At 70.2% G+C, this 18,155-nt stretch carries 15 protein-coding genes, 1 tRNA gene and 1 pseudogene; 10 read left to right on the top strand and 7 right to left on the bottom strand.

Annotated features, from left to right (window positions below):
- The first annotated feature begins 130 nt into the window (after positions 1-130).
- The 3 genes from ACWD5D_RS18215 (at position 131) to ACWD5D_RS18205 (ending at position 2,232) form a co-directional block, all read left to right on the top strand.
- Complete coding sequence (locus ACWD5D_RS18215; RefSeq protein ID WP_451373769.1) at positions 131-286, top strand: hypothetical protein; 156 nt, start codon at positions 131-133, stop codon at positions 284-286.
- Positions 287-1,705 carry a purine-cytosine permease family protein gene (locus ACWD5D_RS18210; RefSeq protein ID WP_451373700.1) on the top strand — a complete coding sequence of 473 codons (1,419 nt, stop codon included), beginning with the start codon at positions 287-289 and terminating at the stop codon, positions 1,703-1,705.
- Positions 1,706-1,782: 77 nt separating this feature from the next.
- Positions 1,783-2,232 carry a hypothetical protein gene (locus tag ACWD5D_RS18205; protein WP_451373699.1) on the top strand — a complete coding sequence of 150 codons (450 nt, stop codon included), beginning with the start codon at positions 1,783-1,785 and terminating at the stop codon, positions 2,230-2,232.
- A gap of 463 nt (positions 2,233-2,695) precedes the next feature.
- On the opposite strand, the gene ACWD5D_RS18200 is transcribed toward ACWD5D_RS18205, so the two are convergent.
- Positions 2,696-4,087, bottom strand: a complete 1,392-nt coding sequence (locus ACWD5D_RS18200) for a cystathionine beta-synthase (RefSeq protein WP_451373698.1) — start codon at positions 4,085-4,087, stop codon at positions 2,696-2,698.
- Positions 4,088-4,248: 161 nt separating this feature from the next.
- Between ACWD5D_RS18200 and ACWD5D_RS18195 the strand changes: the two genes are divergently transcribed.
- From ACWD5D_RS18195 to ACWD5D_RS18185, 3 genes are all read left to right on the top strand, one after another.
- Positions 4,249-5,271 (top strand): SGNH/GDSL hydrolase family protein, encoded by a 1,023-nt coding sequence (locus ACWD5D_RS18195; RefSeq protein ID WP_451373697.1) that lies wholly within the window; start codon positions 4,249-4,251, stop codon positions 5,269-5,271.
- A gap of 289 nt (positions 5,272-5,560) precedes the next feature.
- A complete protein-coding gene (locus tag ACWD5D_RS18190; protein WP_451373696.1) occupies positions 5,561-6,781 on the top strand; it encodes an acetyl-CoA C-acetyltransferase in 1,221 nt (406 codons plus the stop codon).
- 299 nt (positions 6,782-7,080) lie between these two features.
- Complete coding sequence (locus ACWD5D_RS18185; RefSeq protein ID WP_451373764.1) at positions 7,081-7,863, top strand: hypothetical protein; 783 nt, start codon at positions 7,081-7,083, stop codon at positions 7,861-7,863.
- Positions 7,864-7,897: 34 nt separating this feature from the next.
- Here the strand turns inward: ACWD5D_RS18185 and ACWD5D_RS18180 are convergent, their stop codons facing one another.
- Positions 7,898-8,179 (bottom strand): hypothetical protein, encoded by a 282-nt coding sequence (locus ACWD5D_RS18180; protein ID WP_451373695.1) that lies wholly within the window; start codon positions 8,177-8,179, stop codon positions 7,898-7,900.
- A gap of 129 nt (positions 8,180-8,308) precedes the next feature.
- Here ACWD5D_RS18180 and ACWD5D_RS18175 point away from each other — a divergent pair, with 129 nt between their 5' ends.
- Entirely contained in the window at positions 8,309-8,539 is a 231-nt protein-coding gene (locus tag ACWD5D_RS18175; protein ID WP_100826629.1) for a DUF4287 domain-containing protein, read from the top strand.
- A gap of 68 nt (positions 8,540-8,607) precedes the next feature.
- On the opposite strand, the gene ACWD5D_RS18170 is transcribed toward ACWD5D_RS18175, so the two are convergent.
- Positions 8,608-9,468 carry a Bax inhibitor-1/YccA family protein gene (locus ACWD5D_RS18170; protein ID WP_451373694.1) on the bottom strand — a complete coding sequence of 287 codons (861 nt, stop codon included), beginning with the start codon at positions 9,466-9,468 and terminating at the stop codon, positions 8,608-8,610.
- 150 nt (positions 9,469-9,618) lie between these two features.
- Positions 9,619-9,753 (bottom strand): annotated as a pseudogene (locus tag ACWD5D_RS18165) (4-hydroxybenzoate 3-monooxygenase); the annotation flags it as partial.
- A gap of 236 nt (positions 9,754-9,989) precedes the next feature.
- Here ACWD5D_RS18165 and ACWD5D_RS18160 point away from each other — a divergent pair.
- A complete protein-coding gene (locus ACWD5D_RS18160) occupies positions 9,990-11,195 on the top strand; it encodes a cytochrome P450 (protein ID WP_451373693.1) in 1,206 nt (401 codons plus the stop codon).
- 34 nt (positions 11,196-11,229) lie between these two features.
- On the opposite strand, the gene ACWD5D_RS18155 is transcribed toward ACWD5D_RS18160, so the two are convergent.
- Positions 11,230-11,313 (bottom strand) — tRNA-Leu (locus ACWD5D_RS18155).
- Between the two features lie 394 nt (positions 11,314-11,707).
- Here ACWD5D_RS18155 and ACWD5D_RS18150 point away from each other — a divergent pair.
- Complete coding sequence (locus tag ACWD5D_RS18150) at positions 11,708-12,478, top strand: ABC transporter ATP-binding protein (protein ID WP_451373692.1); 771 nt, start codon at positions 11,708-11,710, stop codon at positions 12,476-12,478.
- Positions 12,478-15,006, top strand: a complete 2,529-nt coding sequence (locus ACWD5D_RS18145; RefSeq protein WP_451373691.1) for an ABC transporter permease — start codon at positions 12,478-12,480, stop codon at positions 15,004-15,006. Before ACWD5D_RS18150 ends, ACWD5D_RS18145 begins: the two co-directional genes overlap by 1 nt.
- Before the next feature lie 67 nt (positions 15,007-15,073).
- Here ACWD5D_RS18145 and ACWD5D_RS18140 read toward each other — a convergent pair whose 3' ends face one another.
- Entirely contained in the window at positions 15,074-16,372 is a 1,299-nt protein-coding gene (locus ACWD5D_RS18140) for a class I SAM-dependent methyltransferase (RefSeq protein ID WP_451373690.1), read from the bottom strand.
- A 299-nt stretch (positions 16,373-16,671) separates the two neighbouring features.
- Positions 16,672-18,051, bottom strand: a complete 1,380-nt coding sequence (locus ACWD5D_RS18135; RefSeq protein ID WP_451373689.1) for an NAD(P)/FAD-dependent oxidoreductase — start codon at positions 18,049-18,051, stop codon at positions 16,672-16,674.
- Between the last annotated feature and the right edge of the window lie 104 nt (positions 18,052-18,155).

Below are 18,155 nucleotides of genomic sequence, written 5' to 3'. Positions count from 1 at the left end.
TCCCCTCAATCCGGACACTCGATCTTGCTCTACGGACATCCGTTGCCGCGGATTCACGCTGGAGCATTGACAACCTATTCACACACCAAGAACTCTGCATGATGTTATACAGCCGGGCAAGGGACATCTCATGATCCGGTTCGACGCGGTCCACAAGCGTTTCCCGAACGGCACCGGGGTGGTGTTCTCCGACCCAGCCGAGCTGAACCGCCAGGTGGACAAGGACAAGAAGGACCCGGAAGACGTGGCGAACGCCTACGCCGAGCAGCACGGACTGGTGAAGTAAATGAGCAACCTGGTGGAACTGCGCTCCATCGACGTCGTCCCGGACGAGGAGCGCCACGGCACGGCCTTCAGTCAGTTCACCCTGTGGCTGGGGGCGAACCTGCAGATCACGGCCGTCGTCACGGGCGCACTCGCGGTCATCTTCGGCGGCGACGTGGTGTGGTCGGTCATCGGCCTGCTGCTCGGAAACCTGCTCGGCGGCGCCGTGATGGCCCTGCACTCGGCGCAGGGCCCCAGGCTCGGCCTGCCGCAGATGATCCAGTCGCGGGCCCAGTTCGGGGTGCGCGGGGCGGTCGTGCCGCTGCTGCTGGTGGTCGTCATGTACGTCGGCTTCTTCGCTTCCGGCAGCGTGCTGGCCGGGCAGGCGGTCGGCGAACTGACGCACACCGACGACACCACCGGCATCATCACCTTCGCCGTCGTCACCGCCGTCGTGGCGGCCGTCGGCTACCGGGTCATCCACACGCTGGGCCGCGTGGCGAGCGTGATCTGCGCGCTCGCCTTCGTCTACCTGGGCATCAGGCTCCTGGACCGCGTGGACCTCGGCACCCTGCTGCACAACGCGCACTTCTCGCTGCCGATGTTCCTGCTGGCGATGTCGCTGTCGGCGTCCTGGCAGCTGGCGTTCGGCCCGTACGTGGCGGACTACTCGCGCTACCTGCCGCGCACGACCTCGGCGAAGGCCACCTTCTGGTGGACGCTGTCCGGGTCCGCGCTGGGCTCGCAGTGGTCGATGACCTTCGGCGTGCTGGTCGCGGCCACGGCGGGCGCGAAGTTCCTGGACAGCCAGGTCGGCTACATCGTCGCGCTCGGCGGCACCGGCCTCGTGGCGTCCTTCCTCTACTTCGTGATCGCCCTCGGCAAGCTCACCGTCAACGTGCTCAACACGTACGGCGGCTTCATGTCGCTGGTGACCAGCGTGAGCGGCTTCAAGGGGCAGCGGGTGCTGTCGCAGCGCGGGCGGGCCGCCTACATCGCGCTGATCATGGTGGCCGGGACCGCGGTGGCCCTGCTCGGCAAGGACAGCTTCCTGTCCTCCTTCAAGGAGTTCCTGCTGTTCCTGCTGACCTTCTTCACCCCCTGGTCGGCGATCAACCTGGTCGACTACTACCTGATCTCCAAGGAGCGCTACGACATCCCGGCCCTCTCCGACCCGCAGGGCCGCTACGGAGCGTGGCGCTGGGACGCCCTCGCCGTCTACGCCGTGGGCCTGCTGGCCCAGCTGCCGTTCCTCTCGACAAGCTTCTACACCGGCCCGCTGGTCGAGCCGCTGGGCGGCGCGGACGTCTCCTGGATCGTCGGCCTGGTCGTGCCGGCGCTGCTGTACTGGCTGGTCGCACGGCGGAACACGGCGCATCTGCCGGAGTCGGCGGAGCACGCTCCGGGCGCCGCTCAGGAAGAGGTGCCTCAGGCCCGATGACCTTCCTGCCGGCCCCAGCGCGGACAGGGGGGTTGTCCCCAGTGCGGCGGGCGTGAGCGCTCCCTAGGGTGAGGCACATGAGCGCAAGCGACCCGCAGCACGCCGGCCCCGCCCCGCACGCCGACCGTGTCGACCACGTCGACATCGGGAAGGACCTCGACGCCACCGTGCGGGCCCGCAGGGAACTGGGCGAGGAGTACGACTCAGCGCTGGTCGACTCCTTCCTGGAGAAGGTCGAGCAGCGCATCGACGACACGGTCGACCGCCGGGTGCGGCGGCACCTGGCCGAGCAGCAGATGGCGGTCGCGCGCGGCCGGCGCTCGCAGCCGGCCGACTCCTGGGGCGAACGCTACGGATTCGCCCTGCTCACCCTCGTGCTGGCCATCCCGCTGTCCGCCATCGCCGGCGCCCTCGCGGGGCTGTCCGGGATCATCGCCGCCTGGATCGGCATCGTCGGCGTGAACGCGACCCAGGCCGTCCGCCTCCACCCGGAACTGCTGTCTGGCAGGTCGGCCGAGAAAGACTGAGCGGCTCCGCTTGCCGGGTGGTCGAGAACGACCACGACCGCAACCGTCAATGGAGCAACCACGACGGCGCGCCACCACCTCCGCGAGAGCGGCGGCGGTTCAGCCGCAAAGACTGTCGCGGGGACCGCCGCACCCCCGTTGCCGGGGGGCGGGACGACGGCGGTCCCCGCGAAGGACGCGGGCCGGGTCAGGACCGGGCTTGCGCGTCCATGGCGTCCATGGAGGTCCGGGAGCCGCTCCGGAGGTCCTTGGCGCCGTTCGGCGCCGGCGGGTCGGGGAGCCTCCCCAGTGCTCAACGCCTGGGAGATACCTCCACCGCCTCTGCCGACACCCACCAATGTGCCGGACCCGTGTTAAGCCGGTGCTGCGCGCACGTGACGCGCTCGTACCGCTTCCGCGACGGTGCGAACGACCGCGGTCACCGCACGTTCGCCGCCGCCACGGTCCGTTCACCGCGCGTTCGCTACTGCTTTCCGCCCTTGGCCAGGAAGGCCAGCAGGTCCTGCCGGCTGACCACACCGGTCGGCTTGCCCTCGACCAGGACGATCGCCGCGTCCGCCGAGCCCAGCACCTGCATCAGGTCGCCGACCGACTCACCGGAGCCGACCTGCGGCAGCGGGGCCGACATGTGCTTCTCCAGGGGGTCCTCCAGCGAGGCCCGCTTGGAGAACAGGGCGTCCAGCAGTTCGCGCTCCACGACCGACCCGACGACCTCGGCGGCCATCACGTCCGGGTGACCGGCGCCGGGCTTGACGACCGGCATCTGCGAGACGCCGTACTCGCGCAGCACCTCGATGGCCTGGCCGACGGTCTCCTCCGGGTGCATGTGCACCAGGGACGGGATCGTGGCGCCCGCCTTGTCGCTGAGCACGTCGGCGACGCGGGCGCTGGGGCCCTCGTCCTCGAGGAAGCCGTAGTCGGCCATCCACTCGTCGTTGAAGATCTTGCTGAGGTAGCCGCGGCCGCTGTCCGGGAGCAGGACGACCACGACGTCGTCCGGGCCGAGCCGCTCGGCGACGCGCAGCGCGGCGACGACGGCCATGCCGCAGGAGCCGCCGACGAGCAGGCCCTCCTCCTTGGCGAGGCGGCGGGTCATCTGGAAGGCGTCCTTGTCGGACACGGCGACGATCTCGTCGGCGACGGTGCGGTCGTAGGCGGTCGGCCAGAAGTCCTCGCCGACGCCCTCGATCAGGTACGGGCGCCCGGAGCCGCCGGAGTAGACGGAGCCCTCCGGGTCGGCGCCGATGACCTTGACCCGGCCGTCGCTGGCGTCCTTCAGGTAGCGGCCGGTGCCGGAGATGGTGCCGCCGGTGCCGACGCCGGCCACGAAGTGGGTGATCTTCCCCTCGGTCTGCTCCCACAGCTCGGGGCCGGTCGAGTGGTAGTGGGAGAGCGGGTTGTTGGGGTTGGAGTACTGGTCCGGCTTCCAGGCGCCCGGGGTCTCACGGACGAGCCGGTCGGAGACGTTGTAGTAGGAGTCCGGGTGCTCCGGGTCGACCGCCGTCGGGCAGACGACGACCTCCGCGCCGTACGCCCGCAGCACGTTGATCTTGTCGGTGCTCACCTTGTCGGGGCACACGAAGATGCACTTGTAGCCCTTCTGCTGGGCCACGATGGCAAGTCCCACACCGGTGTTCCCACTGGTCGGCTCGACGATCGTGCCGCCGGGCTTCAGCTCCCCGCTCTCCTCGGCGGCCTCGATCATGCGCAGGGCGATGCGGTCCTTCACGGATCCGCCCGGGTTGAAGTACTCGACCTTCGCCAGGACGGTGGCCTGGATGCCCTTGGTCACGTTGTTGAGCCTCAGCAGCGGGGTGTTGCCGACGAGGCTGATCATCGAGTCGTGGAATTGCACCGTTGTCTCCGGTTGCTTGCACAAAACAGTGGTTGTAGTGGTGCGGCCAGCCTAAGGCCCCCGGGTGACGTGCGGAGGGCGTTCACTCCCCGTTGAGATTGGCGAACGGGCTGTACGGGGCAAGGAGTGGATGTACGGCTACGAGGAGGTGGCGGCGACGCATGACGAACATGTCGAGGGCGCGTGTGGCCCGGCGCATCGCGGCCGGAGCGGCGTACGGCGGTGGCGGGGTCGGCCTGATCGGTGCGGCGGCCGTCGGGCTGGTGCTGGCGGAGGTGCGGCTGGCCCGTCGCGCCGTGAACAACGGGAACCGCGGTGGCCGGGTGCCCGTGGCCGAGGGCATGTACGGGCAGGCCTACACCGTCCCCGGTGAGCCGCCCCTGCGGATGGCCATGCTCGGCGACTCCACGGCGGCGGGCCAGGGCGTGCACCGCGCGGGCCAGACGCCGGCGGCGCTGCTGGCGTCGGGGCTTTCGGCGGTGGCGGAGCGGCCGGTCGAGCTGCGGAACGTGGCCCTTCCCGGTGCCCAGTCGGACGACCTGGACCGCCAGGTCGCGCTGGTCCTGTCCGCCTCCCTGCCGGTCCCCGACATCTGCGTGATCATGATCGGCGCGAACGACGTGACGCACCGGATGCCGCCGACCCGCTCGGTACGGCACCTGTCGGCGGCGGTACGACGGCTGCGCACGGCCGGCGCGGAGGTCGTCGTCGGCACGTGTCCCGACCTCGGCACCATCGAGCCCGTGCAGCAGCCGCTGCGCTGGCTGGCGCGCCGGGCCTCGCGGCAGCTGGCCGCGGCGCAGACGATCGGGGCGGTGGCGCAGGGGGGCCGGACCGTGTCGCTCGGCGACCTGCTGGGCCCCGAGTTCGAGGCGAACCCGCGGGAGCTGTTCGGGCCGGACAACTACCACCCCTCGGCGGAGGGGTACGCCACCGCGGCGATGGCGGTCCTGCCGACCGTCTGCGCCGCGCTGGGACTGTGGCCGGCGGAGGAGGAGCGGCCGGACGTCTCCCGTCGCGAGGGGTTCCTGCCGGTGGCCCGCGCGGCCGCGGAGGCCGCCTCCGAGGCGGGCACGGAGGTCACCGCCGCCATGCCGACGGGCCCTCGCGGCCCCTGGGCCCTGCTGAAGCGCAGGCGCCGCCGCCGCGTCCCCGAAGCCGAACCGGCAACCCCGTCGATGTGACGGTGCCTTCTCGACCTACCGGGACAGGTGGGAGGGTGGGAAAGCGGGGTCCAGGGGCGGGCCTCCTGGGGCGGCCACCCCTGCCCACCCGCACCCCTTCGGCCAAACCGTCGAAGACCAAAGCAAGCGCTTAGACAAGTGCGGTCTGTGTCACACCGCCACACCGGTGACCCGGGCCTTACGTGAAGGTAACTTCCCCTCAGGCCTACCTTCTTCCGTCGGCCCGCCCGTCACCCGACCGCCGCCCCGACGGGGCACTGCGCGCCGCGCCCTTCGAACTGGAGCCGTGATGCCCGAAGCCGTCATCGTCTCGACCGCCCGCTCCCCCATCGGCCGTGCCTTCAAGGGCTCGCTCAAGGAACTGCGCCCCGACGACCTCACCGCCACGATCATCCAGGCCGCCCTCGCCAAGGTCCCCGAACTGGACCCGAAGGACATCGACGACCTGATGCTCGGCTGTGGCCTCCCCGGCGGCGAGCAGGGCAACAACCTCGGCCGGATCGTCGCCGTGCAGATGGGCATGGACCACCTGCCGGGCTGCACGATCACCCGCTACTGCTCCTCCTCGCTGCAGACCTCCCGCATGGCCCTGCACGCCATCAAGGCCGGCGAGGGCGACGTCTTCATCTCGGCCGGTGTCGAGATGGTGTCGCGGTTCGTGAAGGGCAACTCCGACAGCCTTCCGGACACGCACAACCCGTTCTTCGCCGAGGCCGAGGCCCGCACCGCCGCCGTCGCGGCACAGGAGGGCACCACCTGGCACGACCCGCGCGAGGACGGCCTCGTGCCCGACGCCTACATAGCGATGGGTCAGACCGCGGAGAACCTCGCCCGCTGGAAGGGCGTCACCCGCCAGGAGATGGACGAGTTCGGCGTCCGCTCGCAGAACCTCGCCGAGGAAGCCATCAAGAACGGCTTCTGGGAGCGCGAGATCACCCCGGTCACGCTCCCCGACGGCACGGTGGTCGGCAAGGACGACGGCCCGCGCGCCGGCGTCACGCTGGAGGGCGTCTCCGGCCTCAAGCCGGTCTTCCGCCCGGACGGCATGGTCACCGCCGGCAACTGCTGCCCGCTCAACGACGGCGCCGCCGCGCTCGTGATCATGTCCGACACCAAGGCCCGCGAGCTGGGTCTGACCCCGCTCGCCCGCATCGTGTCGACCGGCGTCTCCGGCCTCTCCCCCGAGATCATGGGCCTCGGCCCGGTGGAGGCGTCGAAGCAGGCCCTGCGCCGCGCCGGCCTCACCGTCGACGACATCGACCTGGTCGAGATCAACGAGGCCTTCGCGGCCCAGGTGATCCCCTCCTACCGCGACCTCGGCATCGACCTCGACAAGCTGAACGTCAACGGCGGCGCCATCGCCGTCGGCCACCCCTTCGGCATGACCGGCGCCCGGATCACCGGCACGCTCATCAACTCGCTGCAGTTCCACGACAAGCAGTTCGGCCTGGAGACCATGTGCGTCGGCGGCGGCCAGGGCATGGCGATGGTCATCGAGCGCCTCAGCTGACCCGGACGCACCGTCGGTAGCCGACGGAGCACCCTACGTCAGAGAACGGCCCGGAACCCGGAAAACGCCCGGGTTGCGGGCCGTTCTGTGATCCAATCTCCCCCAGGATGTGACCTATCTCCCCCACAGGGCATATCGCCGCAGGTCAGCACAGGTCAACGCGGTGCCCGGCGGAACCACGGACCCAAAGTCCTGTCCGTTTCGTGATGTTACGCACTGACAGATGGTGAGGCAGCACCTCAAGCTGATGTAGGAAGTCGGGGGTCGACTTTGAACCTGGGAGTACGTCAGTGAGCGCCATGCCGATCGCCCTGCTGCTCACCACGGCCGCCACCGGCGCCGTGGGCGTCGCCGTCCTGCGCACCGTGCTGAAGCTGCGCCGCCAGATCGCCGAGCTGCACACCCAGCTCGCCGAGAACCAGGCGGCCTCCGTGCGCGCCCCGGTGCCGGCCGCCCGGACCACCGCCGACACGGAGGAGATACGCGCGGCCGTGGCCGAGGCGCTGGCCGAGGAGCGCGAGCGGGAGCTGGCCGAGGCCCGCGCGTTCTGGGCCGCGCAGGAGACCCGTGACGTCTCCGACGCACCCTCCCTGCTGGGCCTGGGCGACGCCGACCCGTTCCTTCCCCGGCAGGCCGACTTCGTGGGCCTGGACTCGCTGGAGCCGGTCGCCGAGCCGGCCACCGAGGCCGACGAGTTCGCCGGGGAATCCCCGGAACTGGCCGCGGCCCGCCGCCGCCACCCCTCGCACCCCGACTTCGTCCCGGTGCAGTCGCCGGTCGTCGACGACCACGAGCGCACCGTGACCACCCTGGAGCAGCTCTCCGCCGACCGGATCGAGCTCGCCGACGTCCGTCCCGGCCCGCTCGGCACCCTCGACGTCTACGTCTTCGCCGACGGCACCACCCTGTGCATGACTCCGGGCCACCGCGAAACCGCGGAACGGCTGGCCGCGGCCCTGCGCGAGGGCGAGACCCCGTACCTTCTCGGGGGCTCCGTCGTCTCCGGCGGCTACACGCTCACCTTCGCCTGCGGCGAGGACACGCTCTACATCCTGGCGGACCGGGTCATCGCGTCCCTGTGAAGCCGACGGCCACGACCCGCACCCGTGAACGCCGTCAGACCCCCGCCTTCTTGCGCGCCTCCTCCACCAGCCTCACCGCCTCGGCCACCTGCTCCTCGCTCTCCAGCACCACCGCCAAGTCGTTCCCGGCCACGGTGATCTGGTCGGCCACCGCGAACATCCCCGCATCCGGCATCTCCCGGGGCTCACCGTCGGGTTCTTCCAACAGCTGGGCCCGCCTGGAAAGCTCCCGCGCCGCGGCGAGAGCCTCCGCGGCGGCACTGCGTTGCAGGCGACTCTGCGGCGCCGCCCGCAACCGGTCGGCGAAGTGTTCCACTGCTTGGATCAGAGGCGTCGTATCAACCACGCGCCGAGCGTAACGCCCCGCACTGTTGCCAAGAGGCGAACGCTCAGGCACCGTGACGTGAAGGACCGGCTTACATCCCCTTTGCGTTCGGAGGCGCCGATGTCCCAAGTCTTCTCCGAAGAGACCCATCGCAACATGCTCGCCCGCATCCCGCACTGCACCGGTCGTGAAGTCTCCGACTGGTTGCGCACCGTCGAAGAAGGCCCGTCGCTCTTCCGCTTCGAGGAGAAGGTCAGCTGGCTCCGGCACGAGTACGACCTTGCGTACGGCCACGCCAAGGCGATCATCCATGAGTACGACCTGAGGAGGGCCGCGCGCAAGCTGCTCTGACGCCGCCGTACACCTATGCCGAAGGGCCCCCGGGTGAACCCGGGGGCCCTTCGCACGAGATGGGTCCGCTAGTCGTTGTTGCTGAAGATCGCCACCAGGCGCAGCATCTCGACGTAGATCCACACCAGGGTCAGGGTGAGGCCGAACGCGGCGAGCCAGGACTCGTTTCGCGGGGCGCCGTAGGCGATGCCGTCCTCGATCTGCTTGAAGTCGAGCGTCAGGAAGAACGCGCCGAGCACGATGGCGATGATGCCGACGATCGCGCCGAGCGGACCGAAGCTGCGCAGGCCGCCGTCCTCGGCGACACCGAACGCGACCAGCAGCAGGTTGACCACCATGACCAGCACGAAGGCCATGGCGATGGCCATGCCGATGCGGGCGTAGCGGGCCGTGACGCGGATCCAGCCGGCCTTGTAGACCAGCAGGGTGGCCGCGGTGACCGCCATGGTGCCGAGCACCGCCTGGAAGGGGGCGCCGCTCCAACGGCTGTTGTACATCTCGCTGATGACGCCGAGGAAGACACCCTCGAAGGCGGCGTAGCCGAGGATCAGCGCGGGCGACGGGGTGCGCTTGAAGCTCTGCACCAGCGCCAGGATCATCGCGATGATCGCGGAGCCGAAGGCCAGGCCGTAGCTGGTCGTCGAGACCGGCAGCAGCACCCAGGCGAGGGCGGCGCCGACGGCGACCGTGCCGAGCGTGAAGGCCGAGCGCATGACGACGTCGTCCATCGTCATCCGCTCGGTGGTGGCCGGGGCCTGCGGCGGGGCGCCCTGCTGAAGGTCCTGCTGGGCGTACGGGTTCTGGGCGTAGGGGTTCTGCGCGTACGGGTTGCCCTGCGCGGACCCGGCCTGCGCGGCGGTGTTGAAGCCGGCGTAGCCGTTGTCGCGGCTGAACCCCCGTCGCGAGAAGACCGGGTTACTGCTCCTCATTTCACTCCTCCATGGCTGCCGTGCGCAGCCTTGGCTCAAGAGTAATGGATTGGCAAAGGGTCGTCCGTAGTACTTGGGAAGGATCTTTCCCTCGCTGTGCTGCGCAACACGCTACGCGCATGCCTTGTTCCCGCCCGCGCGGGCCCTCCCTCCAACGGTTCGAGGACCCTCGTTCCTCCGCTCCCCGGCACCGGCCGCGCGCAGCACGTCCGCCGTGCCCCGTTCCAGGATCCCGGCGCGCCGGCGCCGCTCGGCGAAGGCGCGGTCGCGGCGCTCCAGGACGACACGCGACCCGGTAGGGGCAGACGGTTAGCCCACCCGGCGGTCGGTGATGGTGCGTGGTCGCGCGCCCGGGGGAGTCCCGTGTTTCGATCGCGTCAGCCATCTCAACCTTGACGGACGAGCCGCGCCTGTCCTTCGTCCACCTCCGGGCCGTCGGCGATGCCGTCGCGTTCACCCCGGGCGATGCGCGGGGCCGTGGTCACCACCGCCGTCACACCCATGCCGGGAGGAACCATCCGATGACTGCGGACGACGCGCCCATCACCTGCCCGTTCGACTACAGCGAGGCCCTGGAGTTCGACCCCGCGCTCGCGGACCTGATGCTCCGCGACTCCCCTGCCCGGATCCGCCTTCCCTACGGCGATGCGGACGCCTGGCTGATCACCGGCTTCGACGCCGTCAAACGGGTGACCACCGACAACCGCCTGAGCCGGGCGGGCATCGTCGGCCAGGACTATCCGCGGATGACGGCGGAGCCCATCGTCTCGCCCGAGTCGGTCAACGTGATGGACCCGCCGCTCAGCAACCGCGTCCGCCACCTCGCCTCGCAGGCCTTCACCCAGCAGCACGTCGAGGAGATGCGGCCCCGGATCCTCCGGCTCGCGGACCGCCTGCTGGACGACATGGAGCGGCAGGGGCCGCCGGCCGATCTGGTCCGTCACCTCTCCGACCCTCTCCCCCGGCACACCATCCTGGACCTCCTCGGCGTCGAGGCGGAGGACTGGCAGCGCATCCAGGAGGCGGTGCAGCGCCTCCTCGTCGTCGGCGCCGGCAACAAGGAGGCGGCCGCACAGGCCAAGGTCGATCTGACGGCCTACTTCGGCACACTCGTCAAGCAGCGCCGCGTCACACCCGGCCCGGACCTCATCAGCGCGATGGCCGCGGCACGGGACGGGAAGGAACGGCTCGACGACCGGGAGGTGGCGGTCATGGCACTGATGCTGGCCCTCAGCGGCCAGGACACCGCGACCTGTCAGATCAGCAACATCGTCTATCTGCTCCTCACCCGTGCGGAGCTGATGAAGGAGCTCCGGCGCAGGCCCGAGTCCCTCACCGACGTCCTGCACGAGCTGCTGCGCTGCATCCCGTTCCGCAAGGGGGTCGGCATCCCCCGGGTGGCGCTCGAGGACCTGGAACTGGACGGCGCCCGCATCCGGAAGGGCGACTACGTGCACGTGTCGTACCTGACGGCCAACCGTGACCCGGAGCGCTACCCGGACCCGGACACCATCGACTTCGACCGGCCCAGCGCTCCGCACATGACCTTCGGCTGGGGCGGACACCGGTGCATCGCGGTTCCGATGGCGATGGCGGAGCTCGAAGTGGCCATCGGACGGCTCCTGGAGCGGTTCCCCGGGATCCGGCTCGCGGTGCCGGAGAAGGAACTGGAGTGGGACACGAAGACGATCAGACGCTTCCCGCTGGAGCTGCCCGTGACGTGGTAGCAGCAGCTGAACACCGCCGCGCCGCAGGGGGTAGTGCCCGGAGCCGGACTTGAACCGGCACGCCCGCGAAGGGGCAGCGAGGTTTAAGCTCGCCGTGTCTGCATTCCACCATCCGGGCAGGCCATGGGCACCGCTCTCGAGGTCCCGAGCCTATCGGGGTACATCCCCCGAACAGCCGGGGAGACGGGCCGATGTTGTCTTATTTTATTGATGTCTGAGGGTGCATCAGACCACGGTACGCGCCATACGCACTTGCCAATAGCGTGACGGGACGCCGTTGCGTGCGTACGCGGAATGACGGAATTTCACCTACCGAACGAGGGCGGTCCACCGGTTCTGGGCGGTGCCGGCTGTCAGGGGTGCTCGTCCTCCCCAGGTATGACACCGGCCCGCCCCGTCCGACCCGAGTCGCCCCCCGGAACCGGCGCAGCGACTGACTACACGGCCTTTTGCTGCCGGGACGATGGATCTGTCCCCACGAAGAGACGTCGTCCCGACAGGAGCACCGCCCCGTGACCATCACACCCACCGCCGGCCGGACCACGGCCGTGGCCGCACGCGCCACGGAGCTGTCGAAGATCTACGGGCAGGGCGAGACCCGTGTGGTCGCGCTGGACCGGGTCTCCGTCGACTTCCGGCAGGCCGAGTTCACCGCGATCATGGGCCCGTCGGGTTCCGGCAAGTCCACGCTGATGCACTGCGTGGCCGGCCTGGACACCTTCTCCTCCGGGTCCGTGCGGATCGGCGAGACCGAGCTGGGTTCCCTGAAGGACAAGCAGCTCACCAGGCTGCGCCGGGACAAGATCGGCTTCATCTTCCAGGCGTTCAACCTGCTGCCGACACTGACGGCCCTGGAGAACATCACCCTCCCGATGGACATCGCGAGCCGCAAGCCCGACAAGGCGTGGCTGGACCGGGTCATCGAGATGGTGGGACTGTCCGGGCGGCTCTCGCACCGGCCCGCGCAGCTCTCCGGCGGCCAGCAGCAGCGCGTCGCGGTCGCCCGCGCCCTCGCGTCCCGGCCGGAGATCATCTTCGGTGACGAGCCGACCGGAAACCTCGACTCCCGCTCCGGCGCCGAGGTGCTGGGCTTCCTGCGCAACTCCGTGCGCGAGCTGGGCCAGACGGTGGTCATGGTGACCCACGACCCGGTCGCCGCCGCCTACGCGGACCGCGTGGTCTTCCTGGCCGACGGCCGGATCGTCGACGAGATCCACGGCCCCACCGCCGACTCGGTCCTCGACCTCATGAAGCAGTTCGACGCGAAGGGCCGTACCAGCTGATGTTCCGCACCGCCCTGCGCAACATCCTCGCGCACAAGGCCCGGCTCCTGATGACCGTGCTCGCCGTCATGCTCGGCGTGGCCTTCGTGTCCGGGACGCTCGTCTTCACCAACACCCTCTCCGACGCCTACCAGAACAGCTCCGCCAAGGGCTTCGACCAGGTCGACGTCGCCGTACAGCCCAAGTTCCAGGACTCCAGGGGCGACCAGGTCGGCAGGACGCCCGAGCTGACCCAGGCGCTGCTCGACAAGGCCGCGAAGGTCCCGGGCGCCGCCTCCGCCACCGGTGTCGTCACCGGCTTCACCGCCATCGCCGACAAGGACGGCAAGCTGATCGGCGGCGGCTGGCAGTCCCAGGGCGGCAACTACTGGGGCACGAAGGACGCCCGGTACCCGCTGGTCTCCGGCCACGCGCCGAGCGGCAGGGGCGAGCTGCTGATCGACTCCAAGACCGCGAAGCGCGCCGGCTACAAGGTCGGCGACACCGTGCGCGTCTCCGTCGACGGCCCGGTCCTCACCCCGACCGTCAGCGGCATCTTCACCACCGACGACGGCAACGTCGCCGCCGGCGGCAGCCTCGCCCTGTTCGACACCCCGACCGCGCAGGCCCTGTTCGGCAAGAAGGGCACGTACGACGAGATCGACGTGAAGGCGGCGGCCGGAACCAGCCAGGCCGCGCTCAAGTCCGGGCTGGACACGGCGCTGCCGTCCCACCTGGTGAAGACCACCACCGGCAAGAAGCTCGCCGACGACCAGGCCCAGGCCATCTCCGACGGCATGAGCGGACTGCGGCAGGCCCTGCTGGTGTTCGCCGGCATCGCCCTGTTCGTCGGCACGTTCATCATCGCCAACACCTTCACCATGCTGGTCGCCCAGCGCACCCGGGAGCTGGCCCTGCTCCGGGCGGTCGGCGCGTCCCGCCGGCAGGTCACCCGCTCGGTGCTGATCGAGGCGTTCGTGGTCGGCACGGTCGCCGGTGTGACCGGCCTGGCCGCCGGCATCGGCATCGGTGCCGGACTGCGCGCCCTGCTGGGCTCCTTCGGCGCGAGCGTGCCGGACGGGCCGCTGGTGATCACGCCGGGCACCGTGGTGGCCGCGCTCGCCGTCGGCATCGTCATCACCGTGCTGGCCGCGTGGCTGCCGGGCCGCCGGGCCGCGAAGATCCCGCCGGTGGCGGCGATGAGCAGCGTGCACGCCAAGGCCACGACCAAGTCGCTGGTGCTGCGGAACACTTTGGGCGCGCTGTTCTCGGCGGCCGGTGTCGCGGTGGTCCTGTCGGCCACGACGATGGACACCGACTCCGCGCAGGGCCCGATGGGCCTGGGCGCCGTCCTGCTGATCATCGGCGTGTTCATCCTGACGCCGCTGCTGTCCCGCCCGCTGATCGCGGCCGCCGCCCCGGTGCTGCGCGTGTTCGGTGTCTCGGGCAGGCTGGCCCGTCAGAACTCGGTGCGCAACCCGCGCCGTACGGCGGCCACGGCCTCGGCGCTGATGATCGGTCTGACCCTGATCACCGGCATGACCGTGATGGCGGGCAGCCTGCAGACGGCGATCGACAAGATGGCGAGCTCCGCGATCCGGGCGGACTACGTGGTGTCGATGGCCAACCGCAGCCCGCTCTCCCCGGACGTCGCGAAGAAGCTCGCGACCGCCGACGGCGTCACCGCCAGCAGCCCCCTGCGCAACGGCCCCTCGCGCATCGACGGCAAGACCGAGTTCCTGACCGGCGTCGACGGCTCGTCCATCGGCAGGCTGACGGACCTGAAGGTGGACGACGGCGCCTTCGAGGTCGGCGGCGCGAAGGTGGTCGTGGACAAGGACCGGGCCAAGGAGCACGGCTGGCGGGCCGGTTCGGACTTCACCGTCCACTTCGAGGACGGCAAGGCGAAGAAGCTGACCGTCGCCGGGGTCTACGAGGGCAACGACATGCTCAACGGGATCATGCTCGACAACAAGGTCCTCACCCCCCATCTGACCGACCCGACCGACATGCAGGTCATGGTCAGGACGGCGCACGGCGCCTCGGCCTCCGCCAAGGACTCCCTGGAGAAGACCCTCGGCCTCAACCCGGCGATCCAGGTCCAGGACAAGAAGGACATCTCCAACGACATCGCGAAGATGTTCACCATGATCCTGAACATGGTCTACGGCCTGCTCGGCATGGCGGTCATCGTCGCGGTCCTCGGGGTCATCAACACCCTGGCCATGTCGGTGTTCGAGCGCTCCCAGGAGATCGGCATGCTCCGCGCGATCGGACTGGACCGCCGGGCGGTCAAGCGGATGGTGCGCCTGGAGTCCCTGGTGATCTCCCTGTTCGGCGGCGTGCTCGGCATCGGTCTGGGCGTGTTCTTCGGCTGGGCGGCCGGTGAGCTGCTGGGCACGAAGCTGGCGACCTACGAACTGGTCCTGCCCTGGGACCGGATGGCCGTCTTCCTGCTGCTGGCGGCGGTGGTCGGCGTCCTGGCCGCGCTGTGGCCGGCCCGGCGCGCGGCCCGGCTGAACATGCTGGCGGCGATCAAGGCCGAGTAGCCGTACGGCGGCCGCACGCCCCGGGGCCCCGTTCCGTACGCGGAACGGGGCCCCGGTTCTCGTGTCGTCAGCTGTTCCAGGTGCGGGTGCGCAGCGGGAGGCCGGAGGCGCCGGACTCCGGGGTGCGGACGGCCAGGACCTGGTTGACGCCGATGCGGTTGCGCTCGAAGGCGAGCGCGCAGGCCGCCATGTACAGCCGCCAGACGCGGGCGCGGCCCGGGCCGGTGAGACGGACCGCGCGGTCCCAGTCGGCCTCCAGGTTGGCGACCCACCGGCGCAGGGTGCGGGCGTAGTGCTCGCGGATCGACTCCACGTCCCGCACCTCGAAGCCGGCGCGCTCCAGTTGGGTGACCGTGGTGCCGACCGGGGCGAGCTCGCCGTCGGGGAAGACGTAGGCGTCGATGAACTCGTCCGCCTCGTACGCCGCTTCGTCGCGCTGCGGGCGGCGCGCGATCTGGTGGTTGAGCAGCCGGCCGCCGGGCTTCAGCAGGGCGTACAGATGGCTCGCGTACTCCAGGTAACGCTCGGCGCCGACGTGTTCGGCCATGCCGATGGAGGAGATCGCGTCGTAGGGGCCGTCCGCGACGTCCCGGTAGTCCTGGACCCTGATCTCCACCCGGTCGGTCAGACCCTCGTCCGCGACCCGCTTACGGGCGTACGCGGCCTGCTCCTGGGACAGGGTCACCCCGACCACGTGCACGCCGTGCTCGCGGGCCGCGTGGATGGCCATCGAGCCCCAGCCGCAGCCGACGTCCAGGAGCCGCATCCCCTCCGTCAGGCCGAGCTTGGCGCAGACGAGTTCGAGCTTGTCGCGCTGGGCGGACTCCAGCGTGTCCTCCTCGTCGGCGGCCCCCCAGTACGCGCACGAGTACACCATCGACGGGCCGAGGACGATCTCGTAGAAGTCGTTGCCGACGTCGTAGTGGTGGCTGATGGCCTGCCGGTCACTGCGGCGCGTGTGCAGATGGCCGGGCCGGCGGACCTCCTCGCGCGGCGGCGCGGGCGGGATCGGCGGGCCCGCGAGCCTGAGCAGCTCGCGTGCGCCGGCCCGTACGTCGGGGTCGCGCAGCGCCTGGGCGAGGGTACGGGAGTCGCCGTCGCGCTCCCAGACCAGAGCCGCTATGGCGTCGAGCACCGTGTACAGGTCGCCCTCGATGTCCAGGTCTCCGGAGACCCAGGCCCGGGCCAGGCCCAGCTCCCCCGGTTTGAACAACATACGGCGCAGGGCCCGTCGGTTGCGCACGACGAGCACGGGCGCCTCCGGTGGGCCGGCCTGGGAACCGTCCCAGGCCCGGATCCGCACCGGGAGTCGCGCTCCCAGCAACTGCTCCGCAACACTCACGAGCCGCGACGCGGCGTCGGCCATGGCGCACACCTCCAAGACGACGATCCCGGATGCCGGTTACCACGTAAACACCGCCGAGGCTCCGGCGCAGTCCCGCAAATGAGTTACAGGGCACCTTTTTCCGCCACGACGGCGATCAGCCACGCCGGTGAACCCCGCCGGTGCCGAACGGTGCGGCACCACGGCGAGGATGCGCGGGAACGCCGAAGGACCCCCCGCACCACGGATAGCGGGAGGTCCTTCAGGTGGTTCGCCGACCGGAGGTCGGAGGGTGCAGACCGGAGGTCGGAGGGTGCAGACCGGAGGTCAAGCGGCCGAGGTCAGGAAGCCTTGGCCTTTTCCCCGGTCTTCGCGGCGGCGACGGGCGCCGGCTTGGCAGCCTCGTAGAACTCCTCGCGGGGGTTCTCCATGGCGCCGAGGGAGACGACCTCGCGCTTGAGGAACATGCCGAGGGTCCAGTCGGCGAAGACGCGGATCTTGCGGTTCCAGGTCGGCATCGCCATGCCGTGGTAGCCACGGTGCATGTACCAGGCGAGGCGGCCCTTGACCTTGATCTTCACCTTGCCCATGACGATCATCGCCACGCCCTTGTGCAGGCCGAGACCGGCGACGGCACCCTTGTTGGCGTGCTCGTACTCCTTCTGCGGGAAGCCCCGCATGCCGGAGATCACGTTGTCGCCGAGGACCTTGGCCTGGCGCAGCGCGTGCTGGGCGTTCGGCGGGCACCAGGCGTTCTCGACGCCGGCCTTGCGGGCGGCGATGTCCGGCACCTGGGCGTTGTCGCCGGCGGCCCAGATGTAGTCCGTGCCCTGGACCTGGAGGGTGGGCGCGCAGTCGACGTGGCCGCGCGGACCCAGCGGGAGGCCGAAGCGGGACAGGGCCGGGTTGGGCTTGACGCCCGCCGTCCAGACGATCGTGTTGGAGTCGACCTCGAGGCCGTTCTTCAGCACGACGTGACCGTCGACGCAGGAGTCCATGGAGGTGGAGAGGTAGATCTCCACGCCGCGGCTCTCCAGGTGCTCCTTGCCGTACTGGCCGAGCTTGGGACCGACCTCGGGAAGGATCTTGTCGGCGGCGTCGACGAGGACGAACCGCATGTCCTCGCGGGACACGTTCTTGTAGTACTTGGCCGCGTCGCGGGCCATGTCCTCGACCTCACCGATGGTCTCCGCACCCGCGAAGCCGCCGCCGATGAAGACGAAGGTGAGCGCCTTGCGGCGGATCTCCTCGTCGGTCGTCGAGTCGGCCTTGTCCAGCTGCTCGAGGACGTGGTTGCGCAGGCCGATGGACTCCTCGATGCCCTTCATGCCGATGCCCTGCTCGGCGAGGCCGGGGATCGGGAAGGTGCGGGAGACCGCGCCCATCGCGATGACCAGGTAGTCGAAGGGCAGCTCGTACGCCTCGCCCACGAGGGGGGCGATCGTGGCGACCTTGCGGTCCTGGTCGATGGTGGTGACCCGACCGGTGAGGACCTCCGCCTTCGGCAGGACGCGTCGCAGCGGGACGACGACGTGCCGGGGGGAGATGTTGCCGGCGGCGGCTTCGGGGAGGAAGGGCTGGTAGGTCATGTACGACCGGGGGTCGACGACCGTGACGGTCGCCTCGCCGTAGCGCATCTTCTTGAGAATGCGCCGAGCTGCGTACAGGCCTACGTACCCACCGCCTACTACGAGGATCCTGGGACGCTCCGTGGTGCTCATGCCATCGAGTATCCACCCGCCCCAGGGGGGTCGCTCGTGCGCCCCTTCACAAGCTTGGAGGGACCCTGTGTTATCCTCCGCCACCCACGTGACGCAGGTCATGC

Source organism: Streptomyces sp. NPDC002520 (assembly GCF_053595235.1).
This window is presented reverse-complemented; position numbering and strand designations above follow the sequence as displayed.